The 20,549-nt window shown below is 73.3% G+C and carries 14 protein-coding genes; 12 read left to right on the plus strand and 2 right to left on the minus strand.

Annotated elements, in window-relative coordinates; genetic code table 11:
• Window positions 1-27 precede the first annotated feature (27 nt).
• Genes LUM46_RS03215 through LUM46_RS03225 form a run of 3 tightly spaced genes read left to right on the plus strand, consistent with a single transcriptional unit; the run spans window position 28 to window position 4,066 of the window.
• Window positions 28-1,179 carry a phosphotransferase family protein gene (locus LUM46_RS03215; RefSeq protein ID WP_274992256.1) on the plus strand — a complete coding sequence of 384 codons (1,152 nt, stop codon included), beginning with the start codon at window positions 28-30 and terminating at the stop codon, window positions 1,177-1,179.
• Window positions 1,179-2,468 (plus strand): acyl-CoA dehydrogenase family protein, encoded by a 1,290-nt coding sequence (locus LUM46_RS03220; protein ID WP_274992257.1) that lies wholly within the window; start codon window positions 1,179-1,181, stop codon window positions 2,466-2,468. Before LUM46_RS03215 ends, LUM46_RS03220 begins: the two co-directional genes overlap by 1 nt.
• Window positions 2,465-4,066 carry an AMP-binding protein gene (locus LUM46_RS03225; protein ID WP_274992259.1) on the plus strand — a complete coding sequence of 534 codons (1,602 nt, stop codon included), beginning with the start codon at window positions 2,465-2,467 and terminating at the stop codon, window positions 4,064-4,066. Before LUM46_RS03220 ends, LUM46_RS03225 begins: the two co-directional genes overlap by 4 nt.
• A 42-nt stretch (window positions 4,067-4,108) precedes the next feature.
• On the opposite strand, the gene LUM46_RS03230 is transcribed toward LUM46_RS03225, so the two are convergent.
• On the minus strand, window positions 4,109-4,528 hold the full coding sequence (locus LUM46_RS03230; RefSeq protein ID WP_274992260.1) for an acyl-CoA thioesterase: 420 nt from the start codon (window positions 4,526-4,528) through the stop codon (window positions 4,109-4,111).
• A 194-nt stretch (window positions 4,529-4,722) separates the two neighbouring features.
• Here LUM46_RS03230 and LUM46_RS03235 point away from each other — a divergent pair, with 194 nt between their 5' ends.
• From LUM46_RS03235 to LUM46_RS03275, 9 genes are all read left to right on the plus strand, one after another.
• On the plus strand, window positions 4,723-5,922 hold the full coding sequence (locus LUM46_RS03235) for an acyl-CoA dehydrogenase family protein (protein ID WP_274992261.1): 1,200 nt from the start codon (window positions 4,723-4,725) through the stop codon (window positions 5,920-5,922).
• A gap of 72 nt (window positions 5,923-5,994) precedes the next feature.
• Window positions 5,995-7,218 (plus strand): acetyl-CoA C-acetyltransferase, encoded by a 1,224-nt coding sequence (locus tag LUM46_RS03240; RefSeq protein WP_274992263.1) that lies wholly within the window; start codon window positions 5,995-5,997, stop codon window positions 7,216-7,218.
• Between the two features lie 41 nt (window positions 7,219-7,259).
• Complete coding sequence (locus LUM46_RS03245) at window positions 7,260-8,387, plus strand: zinc-binding dehydrogenase (RefSeq protein WP_274992264.1); 1,128 nt, start codon at window positions 7,260-7,262, stop codon at window positions 8,385-8,387.
• 36 nt (window positions 8,388-8,423) lie between these two features.
• Window positions 8,424-9,173 carry a 3-oxoacyl-ACP reductase FabG gene (fabG, locus tag LUM46_RS03250; protein WP_274992265.1) on the plus strand — a complete coding sequence of 250 codons (750 nt, stop codon included), beginning with the start codon at window positions 8,424-8,426 and terminating at the stop codon, window positions 9,171-9,173.
• Window positions 9,170-9,646, plus strand: a complete 477-nt coding sequence (locus tag LUM46_RS03255; RefSeq protein ID WP_274992266.1) for a MaoC family dehydratase — start codon at window positions 9,170-9,172, stop codon at window positions 9,644-9,646. Before fabG ends, LUM46_RS03255 begins: the two co-directional genes overlap by 4 nt.
• A 679-nt stretch (window positions 9,647-10,325) precedes the next feature.
• Window positions 10,326-11,015, plus strand: a complete 690-nt coding sequence (locus LUM46_RS03260) for a hypothetical protein (RefSeq protein WP_274992268.1) — start codon at window positions 10,326-10,328, stop codon at window positions 11,013-11,015.
• Window positions 11,012-12,664 carry a Y-family DNA polymerase gene (locus LUM46_RS03265; protein ID WP_274992270.1) on the plus strand — a complete coding sequence of 551 codons (1,653 nt, stop codon included), beginning with the start codon at window positions 11,012-11,014 and terminating at the stop codon, window positions 12,662-12,664. Before LUM46_RS03260 ends, LUM46_RS03265 begins: the two co-directional genes overlap by 4 nt.
• A complete protein-coding gene (locus tag LUM46_RS03270) occupies window positions 12,657-16,301 on the plus strand; it encodes an error-prone DNA polymerase (protein WP_274992271.1) in 3,645 nt (1,214 codons plus the stop codon). The genes LUM46_RS03265 and LUM46_RS03270 overlap by 8 nt, the downstream gene beginning before the upstream one ends.
• Window positions 16,302-16,362: 61 nt before the next feature.
• The gene (locus LUM46_RS03275; protein ID WP_274992272.1) at window positions 16,363-17,766 is read left to right on the plus strand and encodes a threonine/serine exporter family protein; all 1,404 of its coding nucleotides are present in this window, start codon (window positions 16,363-16,365) and stop codon (window positions 17,764-17,766) included.
• Between the two features lie 65 nt (window positions 17,767-17,831).
• On the opposite strand, the gene LUM46_RS03280 is transcribed toward LUM46_RS03275, so the two are convergent.
• A complete protein-coding gene (locus LUM46_RS03280; RefSeq protein ID WP_274992273.1) occupies window positions 17,832-20,297 on the minus strand; it encodes a serine/threonine-protein kinase in 2,466 nt (821 codons plus the stop codon).
• Window positions 20,298-20,549 lie beyond the last annotated feature (252 nt).

Raw genomic sequence — 20,549 nt, forward strand, 5'->3', positions numbered from 1 at the left:
CCTGAGACACAGCACGAAGGGGGAACCATGACGCACGAACTGCCCGGCCTGGAGGTCGCAGGCCTGGCCAGGTGGCTGGCCCGGGAGCACCCGGAGCTGGCCGGGCCCGTCCGGTCCGACGCGGGTCCGTCCGTGAGCCCGGACCTGACGGCGAGCCTCATCACGGGCGGGCGCAGCAACCTCACCTACCGGGTCGACGGCGCCGTCCGGCCGCTGGTGGTGCGGCGCCCGCCGCTGGGGCACGTGCTGTCCAGCGCGCACGACATGCGGCGCGAGCACCGGGTCATCACCGCACTGGCGGGGACGATCCCGGTACCGCGCACCGTCGCGGTGGTGGACGACACGAGCGCCGCCGAGGTGACGGGCACCGTGTTCTTCGTCATGGAGCACGTGGCGGGCCAGATCCTGGCCCGCCCCGAGCACAACGCGGCCTGGACCCGCGAGGGGCTGGGCCGGCTCGGCTTCGAGCTGGCCGAGGTCCTCGCGGACCTCCACGCCACCGACCCCGCGGCGGTGGGGCTCGCCGACTTCGGCCGCCCCGCCGGGTACCTGGCCCGCCAGGTCAAGACCTGGCGGCGCCAGTACGACGCCTCCCGGTCACGGCCCCAGCCGCTCCTGGACTCGCTCCAGGAGCGGCTGGAGGCGGCGGTGCCCGACGACGGCGTCCGCACCGGGATAGTGCACGGCGACTACCGGCTCGACAACGTGCTCGTGGCCGGCCCACCCGACGCCCCGCACGTCGCGGCGGTCCTGGACTGGGAGATGGCCACGCTCGGCGACCCGCTCGTGGACCTCGGCATGCTCGGCATGTACTGGCACATCAGCGGCCTGTCCACCGACGCGGGCGTCGACGTCGTCGCCGGGGCGATCGTGCCCGGCGCCGGCTACCCGGACTTCGACCAGGTCGTCGACGCCTACGCCGCCCGCGCCGGCATCGCCGTGCCCGACCTCTCCTGGTACCGCGCGTTCGCCTGCTACAAGCTCGCGGTCATCCTCGAGGGCATCCACTACCGGTACACCGGAGGCCAGACCGTCGGCGAGGGGTTCGACACGATCGGCGCGCTCGTGGAGCCGCTCGCGGCCGAGGGGCTGGCCGGGTTCGCCGGTTCACCGTCCCGACCAGGGACAGCATCCCGACCAGAGACAGCAGCCGGACCAGAGACAGCAGGAGGAGCCTGATGGACTTCGCACCCGACGCGACCACGCGGCGGATCACCGACCAGGTCCGGGACTTCGTGCAGAGCGAGGTGCTGCCCGCCGAGCCGGTGCTCGCCGAACAGCTCGCCGCCACGCCCGACGTCTGGTCCTTCCGGCCGGTGGTCCGCCACCTGCAGGCCACGGCGCGCGAGCGCGGCCTGTGGAACCTGTTCCTGCCGCCGGACGGGCCGGTCGGCGCCCTCGGCGGCGGCCTGACCAACCTGCAGTACGCCCCGGTCGCCGAGCTCACCGGGTACAGCCCTCAGCTCGCGCCCGTCGCCATGAACTGCGCCGCCCCCGACACCGGCAACATGGAGCTGCTCGCGCACTTCGCCACCCCCGAGCAGCGGGCACGGTGGCTCGACCCGCTGCTGGACGGCTCGCTGCGGTCGGCGTTCTGCATGACCGAGCCCGCCGTCGCGTCGTCGGACGCCACCAACATCGCCACCCGGCTGGTGCGCGACGGCGACCAGTACGTGATCACCGGCCGCAAGTGGTTCGCCACCGGGGCGATGAACCCCGACTGCGGGCTGCTGATCGTCATGGGCAAGACCGACCCCGCCGCGCCCCGGCACCGACAGCAGTCCATGGTGCTCGTGCCCCGCGACACCCCCGGCGTCACCGTCGTGCGTGGGCTGAGCGTGTTCGGGTACGACGACCGCGACCACGGCGGTCACGCCGAGATCGTCTTCGACGACGTCCGCGTCCCGGCCGCCAACCTGCTCGGCGGCGAGGGTGAGGGCTTCGCCATGGCCCAGGCCCGCCTCGGGCCCGGCCGCATCCACCACTGCATGCGCGCGCTCGGCACGGCGGAGCGCGCCATGGACCTCGTGCGCGAACGCGCCGGTGAGCGCGTCGCGTTCGGCAAGCCGCTCGCCGACCAGGGTGTCGTCCGCGAGTGGCTCGCAGGCGCACGCATCGAGATCGAGTCCCTGCGCCTGCTCGTGCTCAAGACCGCATGGCTCATGGACACCGTGGGCAACAAGGCCGCCATGACCGAGATCCAGGCCATCAAGATCGCCGTACCCCGCGCCGTCGGGCAGATCCTGGACCGTGCGATCCAGGTCTTCGGCGGGGCGGGAGTGTCCGGCGACCACCCCCTGGCCGAGCTCTTCGCGGGCATCCGCACCCTGCGCCTGGCCGACGGCCCCGACGAGGTGCACCTGGCCTCCCTCGGCCGGGCCGAGCTGCACCGCCGGGCGCCGTTCCTGGACCCGCCCGGCCCCGCGCGCCTCGCACCATCCATCCCTCTGGAAGGAGACCCGACATGACACATACGCCCGACCCGGCCGTCGACGGGCCCGGCTACGGCACCCTCTCGATCGCGAGCATCCTCGCCGAGACGGCCCGCCGGTTCCCCGAGCGCACCGCCCTCTGGTTCATGGGGCAGAGCACCACCTACGGCGACCTCTGGGACCAGACCCGTGCGTACGCAGGGGCGCTCGCGGCCCGCGGGATCGGGCCCGGCTCGCGCGTGGCGATGATCGTGCCGAACGTGCCCGACTTCGCGCGCGTCTACTACGCGACGCTCGCGCTCGGCGCCGTCGTGATCCCCGTGCACCTGCTGTTCCGCAGCGACGAGATCGAGTTCGTCCTGAAGGACGCCGGTGCCGACCTCGTGGTGGTCGCCGCGCCGATGCTGGCGGAGGCCGCGCCCGCGGCCGCCAAGGCGGGCGTGCCGATGGTCACGGTGCTGGTGCCGGACGCCGTCAAGCAGCAGCTCGCCGCGCAGGGGACCGAGGTGGTGCGGCTGGAGGAGGAGGCGGCCGCCGCGTCCCCGATCGAGCGGCACGCGGGCGTCAACCCGCTGGCCGCCGCCACGATCCTGTACACGAGCGGCACCACCGGCACCCCGAAGGGGGCGGTGGGGTCCCACCTGGCGATGGTCGAGCAGGTGCACTGCTCCCTGATCGACTCGTTCGACCTGCGGCCCGACGACGTGGTCTACGGCGGCCTGCCGTTCTTCCACTCGTTCGGCCAGATGGCGGTGCTGAACATCGCCTTCCGCCGTGGCGCGTCCATCATCCTGCTGCCCAAGTTCGACCCCGACGAGGCCCTCGAGCTCCTGGTGGCCCACGGCGCCACGGTGTTCACGGCCGTGCCGACCAACTTCGCCGAGATGGTCGAGGCCGCGCGGCGCTCGTCGGCCCGACCGCCGCTGCGGTACGCGGTGTCCGGCGGGGCGGCCCTGCCGGTCGCGCTGCTCGAGGCGTTCGAGGAGGCGTACGGCGCGCAGGTGCACGAGGGGTACGGCCTGACCGAGACGTCGCCGTCGTGCACGTTCAACGTCACGTCCGAGCCCATCCGGCCGGGGACCGTCGGGCGTTCCATGTGGGGCGTCGACGTCGCGGTGGCCGTCGCCGACGTGGAGGACCGCGTGGAGCTGCTGTCGAGCGGGCTCGGCGAGATCGTCGTGCGCGGGCACAACCTCATGAAGGGGTACCTGGGTAGGCCGGACGCCTCGGCGGCGGCCGTCGTGGACGGCTGGTTCCGCACCGGCGACCTCGGGACCGTGGACGCCGACGGCATCGTGACGATCGTGGACCGCAAGAAGGACATGATCATCCGCAACGGCTACAACGTGTATCCCACGGAGGTCGAGGCGGTGCTGGCCCGGTACCCCGGTGTCGCGATGGCAGCGGTGTTCGGGGTGCCCGACGAGAAGCGTGGGCAGGAGGTGCACGCCGCGGTCGTGCCGTCCTACGGGACCGAGATCGACCCGGACGCGGTGGTCGCCTACATGAAGGAGCACGTGGCGGCCTACAAGTACCCCCGCGTGGTGCACGTGTCGGCGGACCTGCCGCTCGGCCCGAGCGGCAAGGTGCTCAAGCGCGAGCTGACGGCCCGGCACTCGGCGTCGACGGTGTAGCGGAGGCCGAGTGCCGGGCCGCGATCAGCCGGCCTGCCCGGTTCAGGTCCCGGGCAGGCCCAGGTGCTCCTCGACGGCCTTCCGGACCTGGTCCGGGACCGGTACCGGGCGGCGGGCGGCCTGGTCCACGAACACGTGCGTGAAGCTGCCCGTGGCGTACGGCTCGTCGCGGCCGGGTGCGCCCGCACGCAGGATCGCCAGGTCCCAGGTGAGTGACGTCCGCCCGAGGCGCCCGACGGCGACGTCCACCTCGATCTCGTCCGGGAACGACACCGGGGCGAGGAACTCGCACGAGGAGGCCCGGGCGAGCCCGATCACGTCGCCCGCGGGGTCCATGCCGGTGTGCCGGATGAGCCAGATGTTCACCGCGGTGTCCATGGCCTCGTAGTAGACGGTGTTGTTCATGTGCCCGTACTGGTCGTTGTCGTTCCAGCGCAGCGGGAAGGGGTGTCGATAGCCCATCGAGAGGTCTCTCCTTCGAGATCGGGGGTCGCTGGACCGCAGCGTAGCCCCGCACAGGGGGAGGGGTGCAACATATCTGAGAATGATGCATACTGGACACCGACTGGTCGGTCGGTGCTGACCGCCAGCACCGGATCGACAAGTACCGGACCGAGAAGTACCGACCAACCAGATCGACGATGATCGGAGGACCGATGACGCTCGCACCCGAGACGCCCCGGACGGACATGCTGGAGGCAGACTTCTACTCGTTCCAGGACCTGCTCACCCCGGCCGAGCAGAAGAAGGCACTGGCCGTCCGCGAGTTCATGGAGCGCGAGGTGCGCCCCATCGCCGACGACTACTGGGAACGCGCCGAGTGCCCGGTGCACCTGTTCAAGCCCTACGCGCAGCTCGGCACCATCGGGTCGGGCTGGGCCGAGACGCAGGCCGAGGAGACCTCCGCCGTGTTCCGCGGCTGGATCGGCATGGAGACGGCGCGCGTCGACTCGTCCTTCTGTACCTTCATCGGTGTCTCGGGCGGCCTGGCGATGACGTCGATCGGCGTCGGCGGCACGGCCGAGCAGCGCGCGAAGTGGCTCCCGCCCATGGCGAGCGGCGACCTCATCGGCGCGTTCGCCCTCACCGAGCCGCTGGCCGGCTCCGACACCGCCAAGGGCCTGCGCACCACCGCCACCCGCACGGGTGACACCTGGGTGCTCAACGGCGCGAAGCGTTGGATCGGCAACGCCACGTTCGCCGACGTCGTGGTGGTCTGGGCCAAGGACACGGCCGACGACCAGGTCAAGGGCTTCCTGGTGCGCAAGGGCACGCCGGGCTTCACCGCCACCAAGATCGAGCGCAAGCAGTCCCTGCGCATCGTGCAGAACGCGGACATCGTGCTGCAGGACGTCGAGGTGCACGAGGACGACCGGCTCCAGCACATCAACAGCTTCCGCGACCTGGCCAAGGTGCTGCGGATCACCCGCGACGGCGTCTCCTGGCAGGCGCTGGGCACCATGGTCGGCGCGTACGAGGCCGCCGTGGCGTACACCAAGCAGCGCGAGCAGTTCGGCAACCCCATCGCCAGCTACCAGCTCATCCAGGACAAGCTCGCCACCGCGTACGCGAACGTGACCGCCGGCTTCGCGATGTGCGTGCGCGTGGCCCAGCTCCAGGACAAGGGCATCCAGACCGACGCCCACGCCGCGATGGCCAAGGCGTTCGTCACCACGCGCATGCGGGAGACCGTCGCACTGTGCCGCGAGGCGTGCGGCGGCAACGGCATCACGCTCGACCACGGCGTGGCCCGGTTCTTCGCCGACGCCGAGGCCGTGTACACGTTCGAGGGCACCAAGGACATGAACCAGCTCATCGTCGGTCGTGCGATCACCGGCCACGCCGCGTTCGTCTGAGCCGGACCGCTCTACCGTCGTACCACCGCATCGCAGCACAGCACCGTCGCAGCACAGCTCGAGGAGGAGCACATGACCGAGGCCTACATCGTCGCGACCGCACGATCGCCCATCGGGCGCGCCCACAAGGGGTCGCTGAAGGACGTCCGTCCCGACGACCTCGCCGCCATGATGGTCGCCGCGGCCGCCCGGCAGGTGCCGGGCCTGGACCCGGCCCGGATCGACGACCTGCTGCTGGGCTGCGGGCTGCCCGGCGGCAAGCAGGGCATGAACATGGCGCGCATCGTGGCCGTGCTCTGCGGCTGGGACACCGTTCCCGGCGCCACCGTCACGCGTTACTGCAGCTCCAGCCTGCAGACCACCCGCATGGCGTTCCACGCCATCAAGGCGGGCGAGGGCGACGTCTTCGTGTCCGCGGGCGTGGAGTCGGTGAGCTCGATGGCCACCGGCTCGAGCGACTACATCCCGGGCGTCGACCTGAACAACCCGGTCTTCGCCGACGCCCTGGCGCGCACCGAGAAGCGGGCCGGAGCCGGGGCAGGGCTGTGGACCGACCCGCGCCTGGAGGGCGTGCTGCCCGACCCGTACATCAGCATGGGGCAGACGGCGGAGAACGTGGCAGCCCTGCGCAACATCACCCGGGCGGACCAGGACGAGTTCGCCGCGCGCAGCCAGCAGCGCGCGGAGGCCGCCATCGCGGCGGGCTTCTGGTCCAAGGACATCACGCCGGTCACCCTCGCGGACGGCACCGTCGTCTCCGCCGACGACGGCCCGCGCGCCGGCACCACCGTGGAGACGCTCGCCACGCTCGAGCCGGTGTTCCGCCCCGACGGCACGGTCACGGCGGGCAACGCCTGCCCTCTGAACGACGGCGCCGCCGCGCTCGTGATCGTCTCCGGCCGGGTGGTGGACGAGCTCGGCCTGCAGCCGCTCGCCCGCATCGTGTCCACGGGCGTCAGCGGCCTGTCGCCCGAGGTCATGGGCCTCGGCCCGGTCGACGCCAGCCGGCAGGCGCTGCGCCGTGCCGGGCTGACGGTCGACGACATGGACCTCGTGGAGATCAACGAGGCCTTCGCGGCCCAGGTGATCCCCTCGGCGCGCGAGCTCGGCATCGACGAGGAGAGGCTGAACGTCAACGGTGGTGCGATCGCCGTCGGGCACCCGTTCGGGATGACCGGGGCGCGCATCACCTCCACCCTGATCAACGGGCTCGCGGACACCGGGGGCCAGTACGGTCTGGAGACGATGTGCGTGGGCGGCGGCCAGGGCATGGCCATGGTGCTGGAGAAGCTCTGACCCGTGCGGGCGCAGGCTCGCGAGACCTGAGAGGAGCAGTCGTGCGGATCACCGGTGCGGTGCTGGAGCGCTGCGGCGCGCCCGTGCCCTACGTGGAGTCCCGGCCGGTCACGGTCGGGACGCTGGAGCTCGGGCCACCGGAGGCGGGCGAGGTCCTGGTCCGGATCGAGGCGGCGGGGCTGTGCCACTCCGACCTGTCGGTGGTGGACGGCAACCGGGTGCGGCCGGTGCCGATGCTGCTCGGCCACGAGGCGGCGGGCATCGTCGAGGCCACCGGCCCGGGTGCCCGGCTCGCCGTCGGGCAGCGCGTGGTGATGACGTTCCTGCCGCGCTGCGGGCAGTGCGCCGAGTGTGCCACCGACGGCCGCCTGCCCTGTTCGGTGGGGTCGGCGGCCAACGGTGCCGGCACGCTCGTGGGCGGCGGACGGCGGCTGTCGCGTGCTGTTCCGTCCGGTGCTGTTCCGTCCGGTGGGGTCCAGGACGTGCACCACCACCTCGGGGTGAGCGCGTTCGCGAGCCACGCCGTGGTGTCCGAGACCTCGGTGGTGCCCGTGGACCACGACGTCCCGCCCGACATCGCCGCCCTGCTCGGCTGTGCCGTCCTGACCGGCGGCGGCGCCGTCGTCAACGCGGGGCGGCCCGCCCCGGGCGACCGGGTGGCCGTCGTGGGGCTGGGCGGCGTCGGTATGGCGGCGCTCCTGGTGGCCGTCGCGCTCGGGCACGAGGTGATCGGCGTCGACGCGGTGCCCGCCAAGCTGGAGCTGGCTCGGGAGCTGGGCGCGGCGACCGCCGTCGGCCCGCAGGAGGCCGCAGAGCAGGGGCTGCGCGCGCCCGTCGTGGTCGAGGCGGCGGGCTCGGCCCGCGCCTTCGAGACGGCGTACGCGATCACCGCCCCGGGCGGCACCACCGTCACCGTGGGGCTGCCGCACCCCGACGCGCGGGCGAGCATCTCGCCGCTCAGCCTCACCGCGGAGGCACGCACGGTGGTGGGCTCCTACCTCGGTTCGGCCGTGCCGAGCCGCGACATCCCGCGCTACGTGGAGCTGTGGCGGGCCGGGCGGCTGCCCCTGGACCGGCTCGTCTCCGACCGCATCACCCTGGACGACCTGCCCGCCGCGCTCGACCGCCTCGCCTCCGGTGCGGCACTGCGGCAGCTCGTGACCTTCTGACGTGTCGTTCTCATTCGCAACGAGAGGAAAAACCTCATGACTCGCACTGCCATCGTCACCGGAGCTGCCCGCGGCATCGGCGCCGCCACCGCCCGCCGGCTCGCGCAGGACGGCTACGCCGTCGCCGTCCTGGACCTCCTGGAGGACCAGGCCAAGGCCACGGCGGAGGCCATAGTGGCCGACGGCGGCCGCGCGCTCGCCGTGGGCGTCGACGTCGCCGACGAGCAGTCGGTCGCCGACGCCGTCGCGCGCGTCACCGCGGAGCTGGGCGCGCCCACCGTGCTGGTGAACAACGCCGGCATCCTGCGCGACAACCTGCTGTTCAAGATGTCCGTCAGCGACTGGGACGCCGTGCTGGGCGTGCACCTGCGGGGCGCGTTCCTCATGACACGGGCCGTGCAGGCGCACATGGTGGAGGCCAAGTTCGGCCGCATCGTGAACCTGTCCTCGACCTCCGCGCTCGGCAACCGGGGCCAGGCCAACTACTCGGCCGCCAAGGCGGGCATGCAGGGCTTCACCAAGACCCTGGCGATCGAGCTCGGCAAGTTCGGCGTCACCGCCAACGCCGTCGCCCCCGGGGTGATCGAGACCGACATGATCCGCGAGACTGCCGAGCGCATCGGCATGCCGCTGGCCGACTACCTCGGCCTGGCCGCCAAGGACGTGCCCGTGGGGCGCGTGGGCCAGCCCGAGGACATCGCGGGCGCCGTGTCGTTCTTCTGCGCGGAGCAGTCCGGGTTCGTCTCGGGCCAGGTGCTGTACGTGGCAGGCGGGCCGAAGGCATGAGCGGCGCCGAGGGCGACGTCATCACCGTCGAGTCGCCGGCAGCCCTCGCGGACGCCGTGGGCCGGACGGCCACCGGCGAGTGGTTCGAGGTCACCCAGGAGCGGATCGCCGCGTTCGCCGACGCCACCGAGGACCACCAGTGGATCCACCTCGACGCCGAGAAGGCGGCCGCCGGACCGTTCGGCTCCACCGTGGCGCACGGTTACCTCACCCTGTCGCTGCTGCCCCACCTCGCGGCCTCGCTCGTCGCGGTCGGCGGCACCGCGATGGTGATGAACTACGGGCTGGACCGGCTGCGGTTCCTGTCCCCGGTGCCGGCCGGCTCGCGCGTGCGGGCCGTCACCGAGATCCTCTCCGCCGAGCCGACGTCGAACGGCGTGCGGCTGGCCTCGAAGGTCACCGTGGAGATCGAGGGCGCCGGGAAGCCGGCGCTGGTCGCGCACACGCTGTCGCTCTACGTCCCGGAGGGCTGAGCGCGGTCGCGGAGAGCTATCCCAGCTGTCTTTCGAGGTCTAAGTTTCTCCGCTCTGAACCGATTCAGAGCGGAGAAACTTAGACCTCGAAGAAGTTGGGGCGGTAGCCCCCTGCGGTGGGGGCGGCATGTCGGGGCAGGTCGCAGTGTTGCGCGATCGATGGTTTGACAGGCGCGCCTCGTGAGAGGTGTACTGGTGTTCTATCGAACAGGCGTTCGATGAGGTGCTCGACCATCCGGTCACCACCGGCAGACACCATCGCTGGAGGGTCATGACCGTCGTAACTGTCTCTTCGAAGACCGACACCGGCGCTGACGCCGACACCGCAGACACCCGGCACGCGCGGGCGCTCGCGGCACTACGGTCCGCAGAGATGCGCACCGGTGTGCGCAGACAGGCCACCGGATCGACCACCGGATCGACCACCGAATCGTCTGTCAGATCGACCACCGGATCGACCATCGGATCGTCTGCCGGGTCGTCTGCCGGGTCATCTGTTGAGCCCTCCAGCGAGCCTTTCGCGGGGTCCGCCCAGGGCGAGCCTCGGCTGCAGGTCCGGGCGCTACGGGGCGGGCTCGCGACCGGCTCCGTGGCCCAACCCACGGCGGGGTCCGCGACCGCCTCTCCGCTTGGCGGCTCCACGGCCGGCGGTCCGGGTGAGGGCCCTCGCGTCCTGCCCGTGGCCCCGCACCTCGCGGCCCTCCTGCCCGACGGCGGCCTGCGCACCGGCACCACCGTGGTGGTCCGGGGCTCGACGTCGCTCCTGCTCACCCTGCTCGCCGAGGCTTCCCGTGACGGGGCCTGGACGGTGCTGGTCGGATACCCGGCTGCCGGGATGGCCGCGGCTGCCGACGCCGGGTGCGACCTGGCGCGCACCCTGGTGGTGCCGCTGCCGGCAGGGTCGGGCGTGGACGCACCCGCTGTGCTCGCTGCGCTGATCGACGGCATGGACGTGGTGGTGACCGGACCGGAGGTCGCGCTGCTGGAGCAGGACCGCCGGCGTCTGACCACTCGCGCCCGTGACCGGGGAACCGTGCTGGTAGCGGCTCAGCCCACCGCGTCGGGTGCGTCGGGTGCTCGACGCGAAGCGGGAGATGTCGGCTGGGCCGGGGCGCACGTGGTGCTCGAGGTGACCGAGGGGGCCTGGTCGGGGACCGACCACGGGGCGGGCTGGCTGCGGCGTCGGACCCTGTGGGTGCGGCGTACCGGGCGGGGGAGCGCGGCGCGACCCCTGCACCTGAACGTCGAGGTGCCGGTGTGCCGGGTCGGCGGAGAAGCGGACCGGGGCCAGGACTCGGGCCAGATCTCGGGGGCGAGGACGCCGGACGAGGGCGTCGAGAGCCGTCCGCCGCTGGAGCTGGTCGGATGACCGACCGTTCTGGCCCAGCGGCGGCGGGAGCGGCCACCCGCACCGCCTGCCTCTGGGTGCCCGACTGGCCGGTCGTCGCGGCCCTCGTCGTCGCCGGTCTGGGGTCGGAGACGCCCGCGGCCGTGACGGGCGGGCCCGGGGGCCGGATCATCGCGGTGTCGGCCCCCGCCCGCAGCGCCGGGGTGCGCCGCGGCATGCGCCGTCGCGAGGCGCAGGGGCGCTGCCCCGACCTGCAGCTCTGGCCCGCCGACGACGCCCGCGACGCCCGCGAGTTCGAGCCGGTCGCGATGGCCGCCGAGACCGTGGTCTCCGGGCTGGAGATCGCCCGCCCCGGCCTGCTCCTGCTGCCGTCGGGCGGTGCGGCGCGGTACCACGGCTCCGAGCGTGACCTGGCCCGCGAGCTGACCGAGCAGGTCGCCGTCCGTACCGGGCACGAGTGCCAGGTCGGGGTCGCCGACGGGTTCCTGGCCGCGGTGCTCGCCGCCCGTGAGGACGCCGTCGTGCCGCCGGGCGCCTCGCGGGACTACCTCGCGTCCCGCCCGCCGGCCGTGCTCGTGCACGCCCGGCCCGGGGACCGCGCCCTGACCGAGCTGGTCGACCTGTGGCGTCGCCTCGGCGTGCGCACGCTGGCCGAGCTCGCCGCCCTGCCCGACGCCGCCGTCGCCGCCCGCTTCGGCGACCTCGGCGTCTGGGCGCAGCGCCTCGCCAGGGGGCAGGACGTACGGCCGCCCGCCCGGCGCCGGCTCGAGGAGGACCTGACCGTCGCCGAGGAGCTGGACCCGCCGGCACACCGGGTCGACGTCGCGACCTTCGCGGCCCGCCGTCTGGCCGAACGGCTGCACGACGACCTGAGCCGGCGCGGCCTGGCCTGCGGACGGCTGCGGATCACCGCGCGCGCCGTCGACCCGGTGACCGGCGAGGCCCGCACGCTGGAGCGCCTGTGGCGCACCGACGACACGCTCGGCGGGCTGTCAGCCGCCCGGATCACCGACCGGGTGCGCTGGCAGCTCGAGGGCTGGCTCACGGCGTCGTCCCTCGGGGAGGGCGTCGCGCCCGCCCCGATCGCGGGCCTGACCCTGGCCGCGGAGGAGGTGGCGCCCGCCGGGGCGCTGCAGCCGCGCCTGTGGGGGCCGGGCGCGGGCGAGGACCTGCGTGCCCGCCGTGCCGTCGAGCGGGTGCAGGCGCTGGCCGGCGGCGACGCCGTGCTCACCGTCCGGCTCCAGGGCGGCCGTGACCCCCGGGACCGTGTCCAGCTCGTTCCCTTCGGCGAGCAGGTCCCGCCGGAGCGTGACCCCGACCGGCCCTGGCCGGGCGCCCTGCCGCCTCCGGCACCGTCGGTCGTGCTGCCCGAGCCCGTCCCCGCGCACGTGCTCGACGACGGAGGCCGCCCCGTGGTCGTCGACGTCCGGCTGGGGGTGAGCGGTGACCCGGCGCGCGTCGTCGTGCCCGAGGAGGGGGCGTGGGGCGGGATCGACGCCGCCGTCGTCGACTGGGCGGGACCGTGGCCGGTCGCCGAGCGGTGGTGGACGCCCCAGGGCAGGCGCCGCGTGTTCCTGCAGGTGGTGGCGGACGGCGTGTCGGCCCCCGTGCTGGGCCTGCTGCTGTCGGCGTCGGCGGGGGAATGGTCGCTGGAGGCGCTCTATGACTGACGGCGGCGTGCCGTACGCCGAGCTGCACGCACACTCCGCGTTCAGCTTCCTGGACGGGGCCTCGCACCCCGAGGAGCTCGCGGCCGAGGGCGCGCGTCTCGGGCTGACGTCGCTCGCGATCACCGACCACGACGGGCTGTACGGGGTGGTGCGGTTCTCCGAGGCGGCGAAGAAGGTCGGCCTGAAGACGTCGTTCGGGGCGGAGCTGCACCTGCCGGTGGCCTCGACAGGCTCGACCGGCGGGAGCGGTGCGCCCGTGCTCGACCCGCCCACCGGGACCCCCGACCCGCGCGCCACGCACCTGCTCGTGCTCGCCCGCGGCGAGCACGGCTACCGCAACCTGTCGAGGGCTGTCGGCGTCGCGCACCTCGACGCCGGGGTCAAGGGCGCCGCGAGCTACACGCTGGAGGCACTGGGCGAGGCGTCGAACGGCGAGTGGCTGGTCCTGACGGGCTGCCGTAAGGGCGCCGTCCGCCAGGCCCTCCAACCCTCGTTGAGTGCTGGGTATGTGCGCCCTCAAAACGTTTCGACAGCACACATACCCAGCACTCAACGGGGCGGCGGGGGGAACGGGAACCGGACGGATCGGTTGGGGGGCGCACGGCGGGAGATTGCGCGGCTTGTTGATGTCTTTGGGCGGGGGAACGTCGCCGTCGAGATCACCGCAACCGGCGACCCGCGCGACGCCGACCTGCACGACGCGCTCGCCCTGCTGGCCGCCGACGCGCGACTGCCGCTGGTCGCCACCACCGCGGCGCACTACGCCCGCCCCCGGGACGCCGACCTGGCGGGCGCCCTGGCCGCCGTCCGGGCGCGGTCGAGCCTGGACGACCTGGACGGCTGGCTGCCCGGCGCCCCCACCGCCCACCTGCGCAGCGGCGCGGAGATGGCGCGCCTGCACCACAGGCATCCGCAGGCCGTGCCGACGGCGGCCGCGCTGGGGGAGGAGTGCGCGTTCGACCTGGACCTCATCGCTCCTGAGCTGCCGCCCTACGACGTCCCGGACGGGCACGACGAGGCGTCCTGGCTGCGTGAGCTCGCCTACCAGGGCGCGGAGCGGTGCTACGGACCCCGGGAGAGCAACAGGAAGGCCTGGCGGCAGATCGACCACGAGCTGAAGGTCATCACCGATCTGAACTTTCCCGGGTACTTCCTGGTGGTCTACGACCTGGTGGACTTCTGCCGACGCAACGGGATCCTCGCGCAGGGGCGCGGCAGCGCCGCCAACTCCGCGGTCTGCTTCGCCCTGGGGATCACGGCCGTGGACGCCGTCAAGCACGGGCTGCTGTTCGAGCGGTTCCTCGCGCCCGAGCGGGACGGGCCACCGGACATCGACGTCGACATCGAGTCGGTGCGCCGCGAGGAGGTGATCCAGCACGTCTACGAGAAGTTCGGGCGCACGCACGCGGCACAGGTCGCGAACGTCATCTCCTACCGGCCACGCTCCGCGGTGCGTGACGCCGCACGCGCGCTCGGCTACGACATCGGGCAGCAGGACGCGTGGTCCAGGTCCATCGAGCGCTGGGGGACGCTCAAGCCGAAGGCGGCCCTGGCGCCGCGGGACGTGCCGCCGGACGTGCCACCGGACGTGCCACAGAACAAGACCGCGGCCAAGGACGCCCAGGTCGCGGCGCTGTGGGGACCGCCCGAAGCGAGGCCGCACGTCGACCGCGCCGGCCCGGCTGCGCGCCCCGGCGCCTTCGTCGACGTGCTCGTCGAGGAGGCACGGGCGCCGGGTGAACCCCGGCCGGACCCGACCCGCGCCGACGACGCCCACGACGTCGTGCCGTTCCGCACACCGCCGTCGGCCGCGGAGGAGGGGGAGATCCCCGAGGACGTGCTCGACCTCGCCGACCGGATGCTCCGCCTGCCCCGCCACCTGGGCATCCACTCGGGCGGCATGGTGATGTGCGACCGCCCGGTGATCGAGGTCTGCCCCGTGGAGTGGGCCCGCATGGAAGGCCGCACGGTGCTGCAGTGGGACAAGGAGGACTGCGCGGACGCCGGGCTGGTGAAGTTCGACCTGCTGGGGCTGGGCATGCTGACCGCCATCCGGTACGCGTTCGAGTTCATCGAGGAGCACACCGGGGAACGGTTCGAGCTGCGCAGCCTGCCGCAGGAGGACCCGCTCGTGTACGACCTGCTGTGCGCCGCCGACACCGTCGGCGTGTTCCAGGTGGAGTCCCGTGCCCAGATGGCGACGCTCCCGCGCCTGCGGCCGCGCAGGTTCTACGACATCGTCGTGGAGGTCGCGCTCATCCGGCCCGGCCCCATCCAGGGCGGGTCCGTGCACCCGTACATCGAGCGGGCCCGCGGGCGGGAGAAGGTGGAATACCTGCACCCGCTGCTCGAGAACTCCCTGAGCCGCACCAAGGGCGTGCCGCTGTTCCAGGAACAGCTCATGCAGATGGCGATCGACGTCGCAGGGTTCACACCCAAGGAGTCCGACGAGCTGCGGCGCGCCATGGGGTCCAAGCGGTCCCAGGAGCGCATGGAGGCGCTGCGCGAACGGCTCTACGCGGGGATGACCAGGAACAAGATCCCACCCACGGCGCAGGCGGAGATCTTCGAGAAACTCAGAGCCTTCGCCGACTTCGGCTTCCCCGAGTCGCACGCCTACTCCTTCGCGTACCTCGTGTACGCGAGCTCGTGGCTCAAGGTGCACCACCCCGCAGCGTTCTACGCCGGGCTGCTCGCGGCGCAGCCCATGGGGTTCTACTCACCGCAGTCCCTGGCCGCCGACGCCCGCCGGCACGGCGTCCGCGTGCTGCGGCCCTCGGTGACGCGGTCGCGGGTGCTCTCGTCGGTCGAGCGGCTGCCGGCACCGGGGAGCGAGCCTGCGCCCCCGTCGGCCGAGCCTGTCGAGACCCCGCAGGACGGCGGCTCCGCCCCGTCCGTGGCACGCCTCGTCCGCGCCGACCCGGCGCTCGCGGTCCGCATGGGCCTGGAGTCCGTGCGCGGCATCGGGAAGGACAAGGCGGAGGAGATCGTCGCGGCGCGGGTCTCGACAGGCTCGACCGCTGGTTTCCGGGACCTGCGGGACCTCGTCCGACGGGTCGAGCTGTCGACGGCGCAGCTCGAGGCGCTCGCCACGGCCGGGGCGCTGGAGCCGCTCGGGATCGATCGCCGGGAAGGCCTGTGGGCGGCGGGTGCGCTGGGCCAGGAAGGGCCGACGACGCTGCCCGGTGTCAGCGTCGGCGTCGAGGCCCCGATGCTGCCGGGGATGACCGAGATCGAGCTGTCGCAGGCCGACGCATGGGCCACCGGCGTCACGCCCGACTCGTACCCGACGCAGCACGTCCGGCCCGGGCTGGAGGCGGCAGGGGTGCTCACCGTGGCGCAGGCGGTCGTCACCGAGCCGGGGCGGCGGATCGCCGTCGGCGGGGTGGTGACGCACCGGCAGCGGCCGGGCACCGCCGGGGGAGTGACCTTCCTCTCCCTGGAGGACGAGACGGGACTGCTCAACGTGATCTGCAGCGTCGGGCTGTGGCAGCGGTTCCGGAAGGTCGCGCGGTCGGCGCAGGCCATGGTGGTGCGGGGCCGGATCGAGGCGGCCGACGGCGCCGTGAATCTCGTGGCGGAGCACCTGTCGACGCTCACCCTGACCGTCCCGGCGCGGTCGCGGGACTTCCAGTAGGGGGAGTGGACCGCGGAAGGACGTGTCTGCGAACGGCTCCGTCGCTCCGCACAATGGGGGCATGCCACAACCAGATCGTCGAAGCCTGTACTCGACGGTGCGCAAGGTCCTGCGCACCGATCCGTCGGAGGGTCCGGAGACCGAGGTCGTTCCCGCCGTCGACGACGCCAGGGTGATCAGGGCACTGGACCTGGCGATGCGTATCGGCGAGTCGATGTTCGCCGTCGGGGCGTCCGCTCACGAGGTCACCCTGGCGGTCACGCGCGTGGCGGGCGCGTACCAGCTCCAGGGCGTGCACGTGGACGTGACCTACACGTCGATCGCCCTGTCGTACCAGCGCAGCGGCGAGGGCTGGCCGCACACGCTGCTCCGGGTGGTGCGCGTCGCGGCGCCCGACCACATGAAGCTGCAGCGGCTGCAGGCGCTGCTGGTCGACATCGACGACGGGCTGGACCTCGACGAGGCGCGGACCAGGTTCCGTGCGATCCGCCGGGTGCCGTTCCGGTACCGGCAGCCGGTGGTGGTCATGGCTCGGGCGCTGCTCGCGGTCGGCGCGGGCATCCTCGCCGGAGGAAGCGCGTTGGTGGTGACGCTCACCTTCATCGCGGCGCTGGGCGCCGCGACGACCCAGTCCGGGCTCGCCCGGCTGCGCGTACCGTCGTTCTTCAGCCAGATCGCGGGGGCCTTCGTCACGACGATCGTCGCGGTGGCCGTGTCGGCCCTCGGGACCGCCGGGGTCGAGCCGTTCACCGGGGTCCGGCCCTCCATCATCGTGGCGGCCGGGATCATCCTCATGCTCTCCGGCCTCACCGTGGTGGGCGCGGCGCAGGACGCGATCGACGGGTTCGCACTGACGGCGGCGGGGCGCATCCTCGACCTCACGCTGCAGACGCTCGGCCTCGTGGTGGGAATCCTCGCCGGTCTGGAGCTCGGCAGCGTGCTCGGGTTCCGGATGACGCTGCCGGAGGGGCCGCCGCCGCTCGGCCCGCTGCCGAACCAGGTCAGCGGAGCGATCATCGTCGCCGTAGCGGTGGCGCTGTTCAACGGTGCCGGCGCACGCATCCTCGCCGTCAGCGCCGTGCTGGGGGCGGTCGCGGCGCTGGTCCACGCCGTCGGGCAGGCGTCGGCCCTGCACGAGGCGGCCGCCAGCGGCATCGCGGCGCTGCTCGCCAGCTTTGTCGGCGTGCTGGTCGCCCACAACCTGCACGTTCCGTCCGTGGCGGTGACGACGGCGGCCATCGTGCCGCTCGTCCCCGGCGGTGCCGTGTTCTACGGGCTGCTCGGCATGGTGCACGCCGACCCGGTATCGGCGCTGGGAGCCGGAGGCGGGGCCAGCTCCCTCGTCCTCGCGGCATCCATCGGCGTCGGGCTGGCCGCGGGGGCGTCGCTGGGGATCTATCTCGGGACGCCCGTGCGGGCCACGCTCGCCGGCGTCGCACGGTCCCGGGCGCGCGTCCGGCGCTGACGCTGACTGCCGGCTGCCGGCTGCTGGCTGCTGAGAACCTGGGCCGGCTCCGTCGGCCCAGGTTCTCAGTAGCCCAGCTGCAGCGTGGTGGAGCTGGTCGCCCACAGCGCCGCCGAGCCCACGCCGACGAGCAGCGTGGAGACCACGTAGAACCAGATCCGCATGGCGTGCCCGCCGATGCGCAGGAGCGCCGCCAGCCCGAGCGCGGCGACGGCAAGCGCCGGTGCGGCGAGGTACGGATCGCCCGCCTGGGCATCCTGGGTGACCAGCAGATACACGGCGCCCAGCAGCAGCAGTCGGGGAACCCAGCGCAGCAGGGCTCCCAGCAGGCGCAGCGGCCACGGCCTCCGGCGGGGCGCCGCCGCAGCCGGAGCGGTCGGCCTCGCCGCGACGACCGGTTGCGGCGCCGGCCGTACCCGCGGTTGTGCGACGGGCTGGGCAGCCGGCTGCGCCGCAGGTCGGACGCCCCGCTGGATGCCCTGCCGGAACCTTTGCCGGGCGTTCTGCTGGGTGCTCTGCCCGATGCCCTGCCCGATGCCGGGCTGCACGCTCGGGGGGCGGCTCGCAGGCTGCTGCTGCACGGCTGGCGGCGTCACCGGCATCGGGCGGGTGGCGTGCGCCGACTGCTTCGGTCCGGCCTGCTTCGGGGCCGGGCCGAGGTGCTTGACCGGGCTCTTGCGCGGCTCGAACGACTGCGGCGGCGGGACCAGTCTGCGGACCACCTGGGTCGCCGCGGCCGGCGCCGGCGCGGCGGACCCGGGCACGACCGCCGGGGGCACGGGCTCCGGCCTGCTCCGGGCGGGCACCTGCTCGCTCGCCGGGACGGGCTCGGGGCTGCGGAAGGCACGCCAGCCGCGGAGGGTGTCCGCGTGACCGTCGGGAGGAGAGGCGACCTGCCAGCGCATCGCCTGCCAGATCCAGTCCTTGATCTCGGCGGGGGTACGACCGTCGGCGACGTGCGCGCCGATCTCCGCGACGTGGTCCGCGACCACCTGTTCCGCCGCTCCGTCGAACCCGTCCGCGTGCACCTCGGCCAGGACGCTCATGAGCGCGCGGTCGTACACCAGGGCGTGCCAGGGCTCCGTGACCCGCGAGGGCGTGGGGGTGTCCGACCGGTCCGGGTCCCGCTGGAACAGCTTGGTGTGGCCACGCCCGGGCAGCACGTCCGTCGCCGGGAGGGCGGCCACCTCGGCGGCTGTCACGCCGTCGCTGAGAAGCTGCGAGGTGAGCATCAGCGTGGGATCGGGCGTCGTGCTCGCGAGGCGGGCGCGCACGACGCTCGCGATGTTCTCCAGCGGCGGGCGGTGGTTCGGCTGGTACCGCGTCATGGCCAGGATCAGCGACTGCAGGTGCCGGTCGACGGCAGGCGGCTCGGGCAAGGGGTCGTCGTCCGGGACGACGTGGAGCGGCTCCTCGTCGACCAGATCGGTGGGCACCAGGTCGCGGCCCAGGAAATTCAGGTCGAGCGGCAGCGTGCCCGTGTTCGCGTACAGGAGCAGCAGCCCGAGGCTGTACACGTCGGAGCGCGGGTGCACCCGGCGCCCGAACAGCTCCGGGGCCATGTAGGAGACGGTTCCGGCCGGCTGCGTCGACGTCGCGGCGTCGAAGACCTTGGCGATGCCCAGGTCGATGAGCACCGCGCGGTCGCCGTCGACCATGATGTTGGCCGGCTTGAGGTCCCGGTGCAGGGCACGCTCCTCCTGCAGCACGAGCAGCGCGTCGACCAGCTGCTTGGCGAGGCCCAGCGCCTCGTGCCCGGACAGCGGTCCTTCCTCGCGCACCCGGTCCCGCAGCGTCGTACCGGGAACGAGCTCCATCGCGAACCAGGGCTGGTCCGCGTCCAGACCGGCCTCCACGAAGCGCGGGAAGCCCCGGCCGTCCAGGCGCTCCAGGAGGTGCGCCTCCTGGGCGAACCGATCTCTGGCGTCGTCGTGCAGCCCGGTCAGGACCTTGAGGGCCACCTCGGTGTCGTCGTCGGCCACCGCGCGGTACACGTGCGCGAAGCCGCCGTGGCCGAGCGCCTCGGCGAGGGTGAACCGGCCCAGGCGTTCCCCGCTGGCGGGGATGCGCCGGACGGGACGGACGGGGAGCGCCGCGGCGAGCGGGGCAGGCGCAGCGGGTGCTGGTTCCGGTTCCGGCGCGGGTTCCGGGGGAGGGGCCTGGTCGGACGACCGGGCCTCGCTGGGCGCCGGGACCGGGTCGGACGGCGGTGCCGGCACGGGCGCCGGGACCGGGTCGGACGGCGGTGCGGGCACCGGTGTCGGGGTGTCGACAGACAGCGGGGTCGGCGGGGACTGGTCGGACGGCAGCGCCGGGCCGTCGTCGGTTGGTTCCGGCGTGCTGGACGCCGGAGCCGGGTCGGACGCCGGAGCGGGAGAGGGCTCCGCAGCTGAGGGTGGGTCGGCCGGTTCAGGGTCCAGGACCGAGGCTGGTGCGGCGGCGGCTGCGGGCTCAGCATCGGGCAACGGGACCGGACCGGGGCCGACGGCCGCTGGCGCGACCTCGCCGACGCCTGTCGCTGGTGACGTCATACCGGGCAACCTACCAGCGCGTTCGTGCCCGTCCCAGAAAAGTCCCAGGCGGTTCGGGAGCTGGGCGCGTGCGTGCTGGTCCCGTGTTCTGCGGAGGGTTTCGGCCCATCGGCCAACCCTCAACAGGTGCTTGAACCTCACCTTCAACCTGAACCTGAGACTGAGTGGATCGTCGAGATGGTCCGTCGTGACCACCGCACCAGCGACCGGCAGATCTCTCTGGATGCTCCTTCCGAGGAGTGCGTCACTGCC

Source organism: Promicromonospora iranensis, from assembly GCF_028994805.1.
In the GTDB taxonomy this organism is placed as follows: domain Bacteria; phylum Actinomycetota; class Actinomycetes; order Actinomycetales; family Cellulomonadaceae; genus Promicromonospora; species Promicromonospora iranensis.

Coding starts and splice junctions, on each gene's coding strand:
- LUM46_RS03215 (WP_274992256.1), top strand. CDS start 28: ATGACGCACGAACTGCCCGGCCTGGAGGTCGCAGGCCTGGCCAGGTGG.
- LUM46_RS03220 (WP_274992257.1), top strand. CDS start 1,179: ATGGACTTCGCACCCGACGCGACCACGCGGCGGATCACCGACCAGGTC.
- LUM46_RS03225 (WP_274992259.1), top strand. CDS start 2,465: ATGACACATACGCCCGACCCGGCCGTCGACGGGCCCGGCTACGGCACC.
- LUM46_RS03230 (WP_274992260.1), bottom strand. CDS start 4,528: ATGGGCTATCGACACCCCTTCCCGCTGCGCTGGAACGACAACGACCAG.
- LUM46_RS03235 (WP_274992261.1), top strand. CDS start 4,723: ATGACGCTCGCACCCGAGACGCCCCGGACGGACATGCTGGAGGCAGAC.
- LUM46_RS03240 (WP_274992263.1), top strand. CDS start 5,995: ATGACCGAGGCCTACATCGTCGCGACCGCACGATCGCCCATCGGGCGC.
- fabG (WP_274992265.1), top strand. CDS start 8,424: ATGACTCGCACTGCCATCGTCACCGGAGCTGCCCGCGGCATCGGCGCC.
- LUM46_RS03255 (WP_274992266.1), top strand. CDS start 9,170: ATGAGCGGCGCCGAGGGCGACGTCATCACCGTCGAGTCGCCGGCAGCC.
- LUM46_RS03265 (WP_274992270.1), top strand. CDS start 11,012: ATGACCGACCGTTCTGGCCCAGCGGCGGCGGGAGCGGCCACCCGCACC.
- LUM46_RS03270 (WP_274992271.1), top strand. CDS start 12,657: ATGACTGACGGCGGCGTGCCGTACGCCGAGCTGCACGCACACTCCGCG.
- LUM46_RS03275 (WP_274992272.1), top strand. CDS start 16,363: ATGCCACAACCAGATCGTCGAAGCCTGTACTCGACGGTGCGCAAGGTC.
- LUM46_RS03280 (WP_274992273.1), bottom strand. CDS start 20,297: ATGACGTCACCAGCGACAGGCGTCGGCGAGGTCGCGCCAGCGGCCGTC.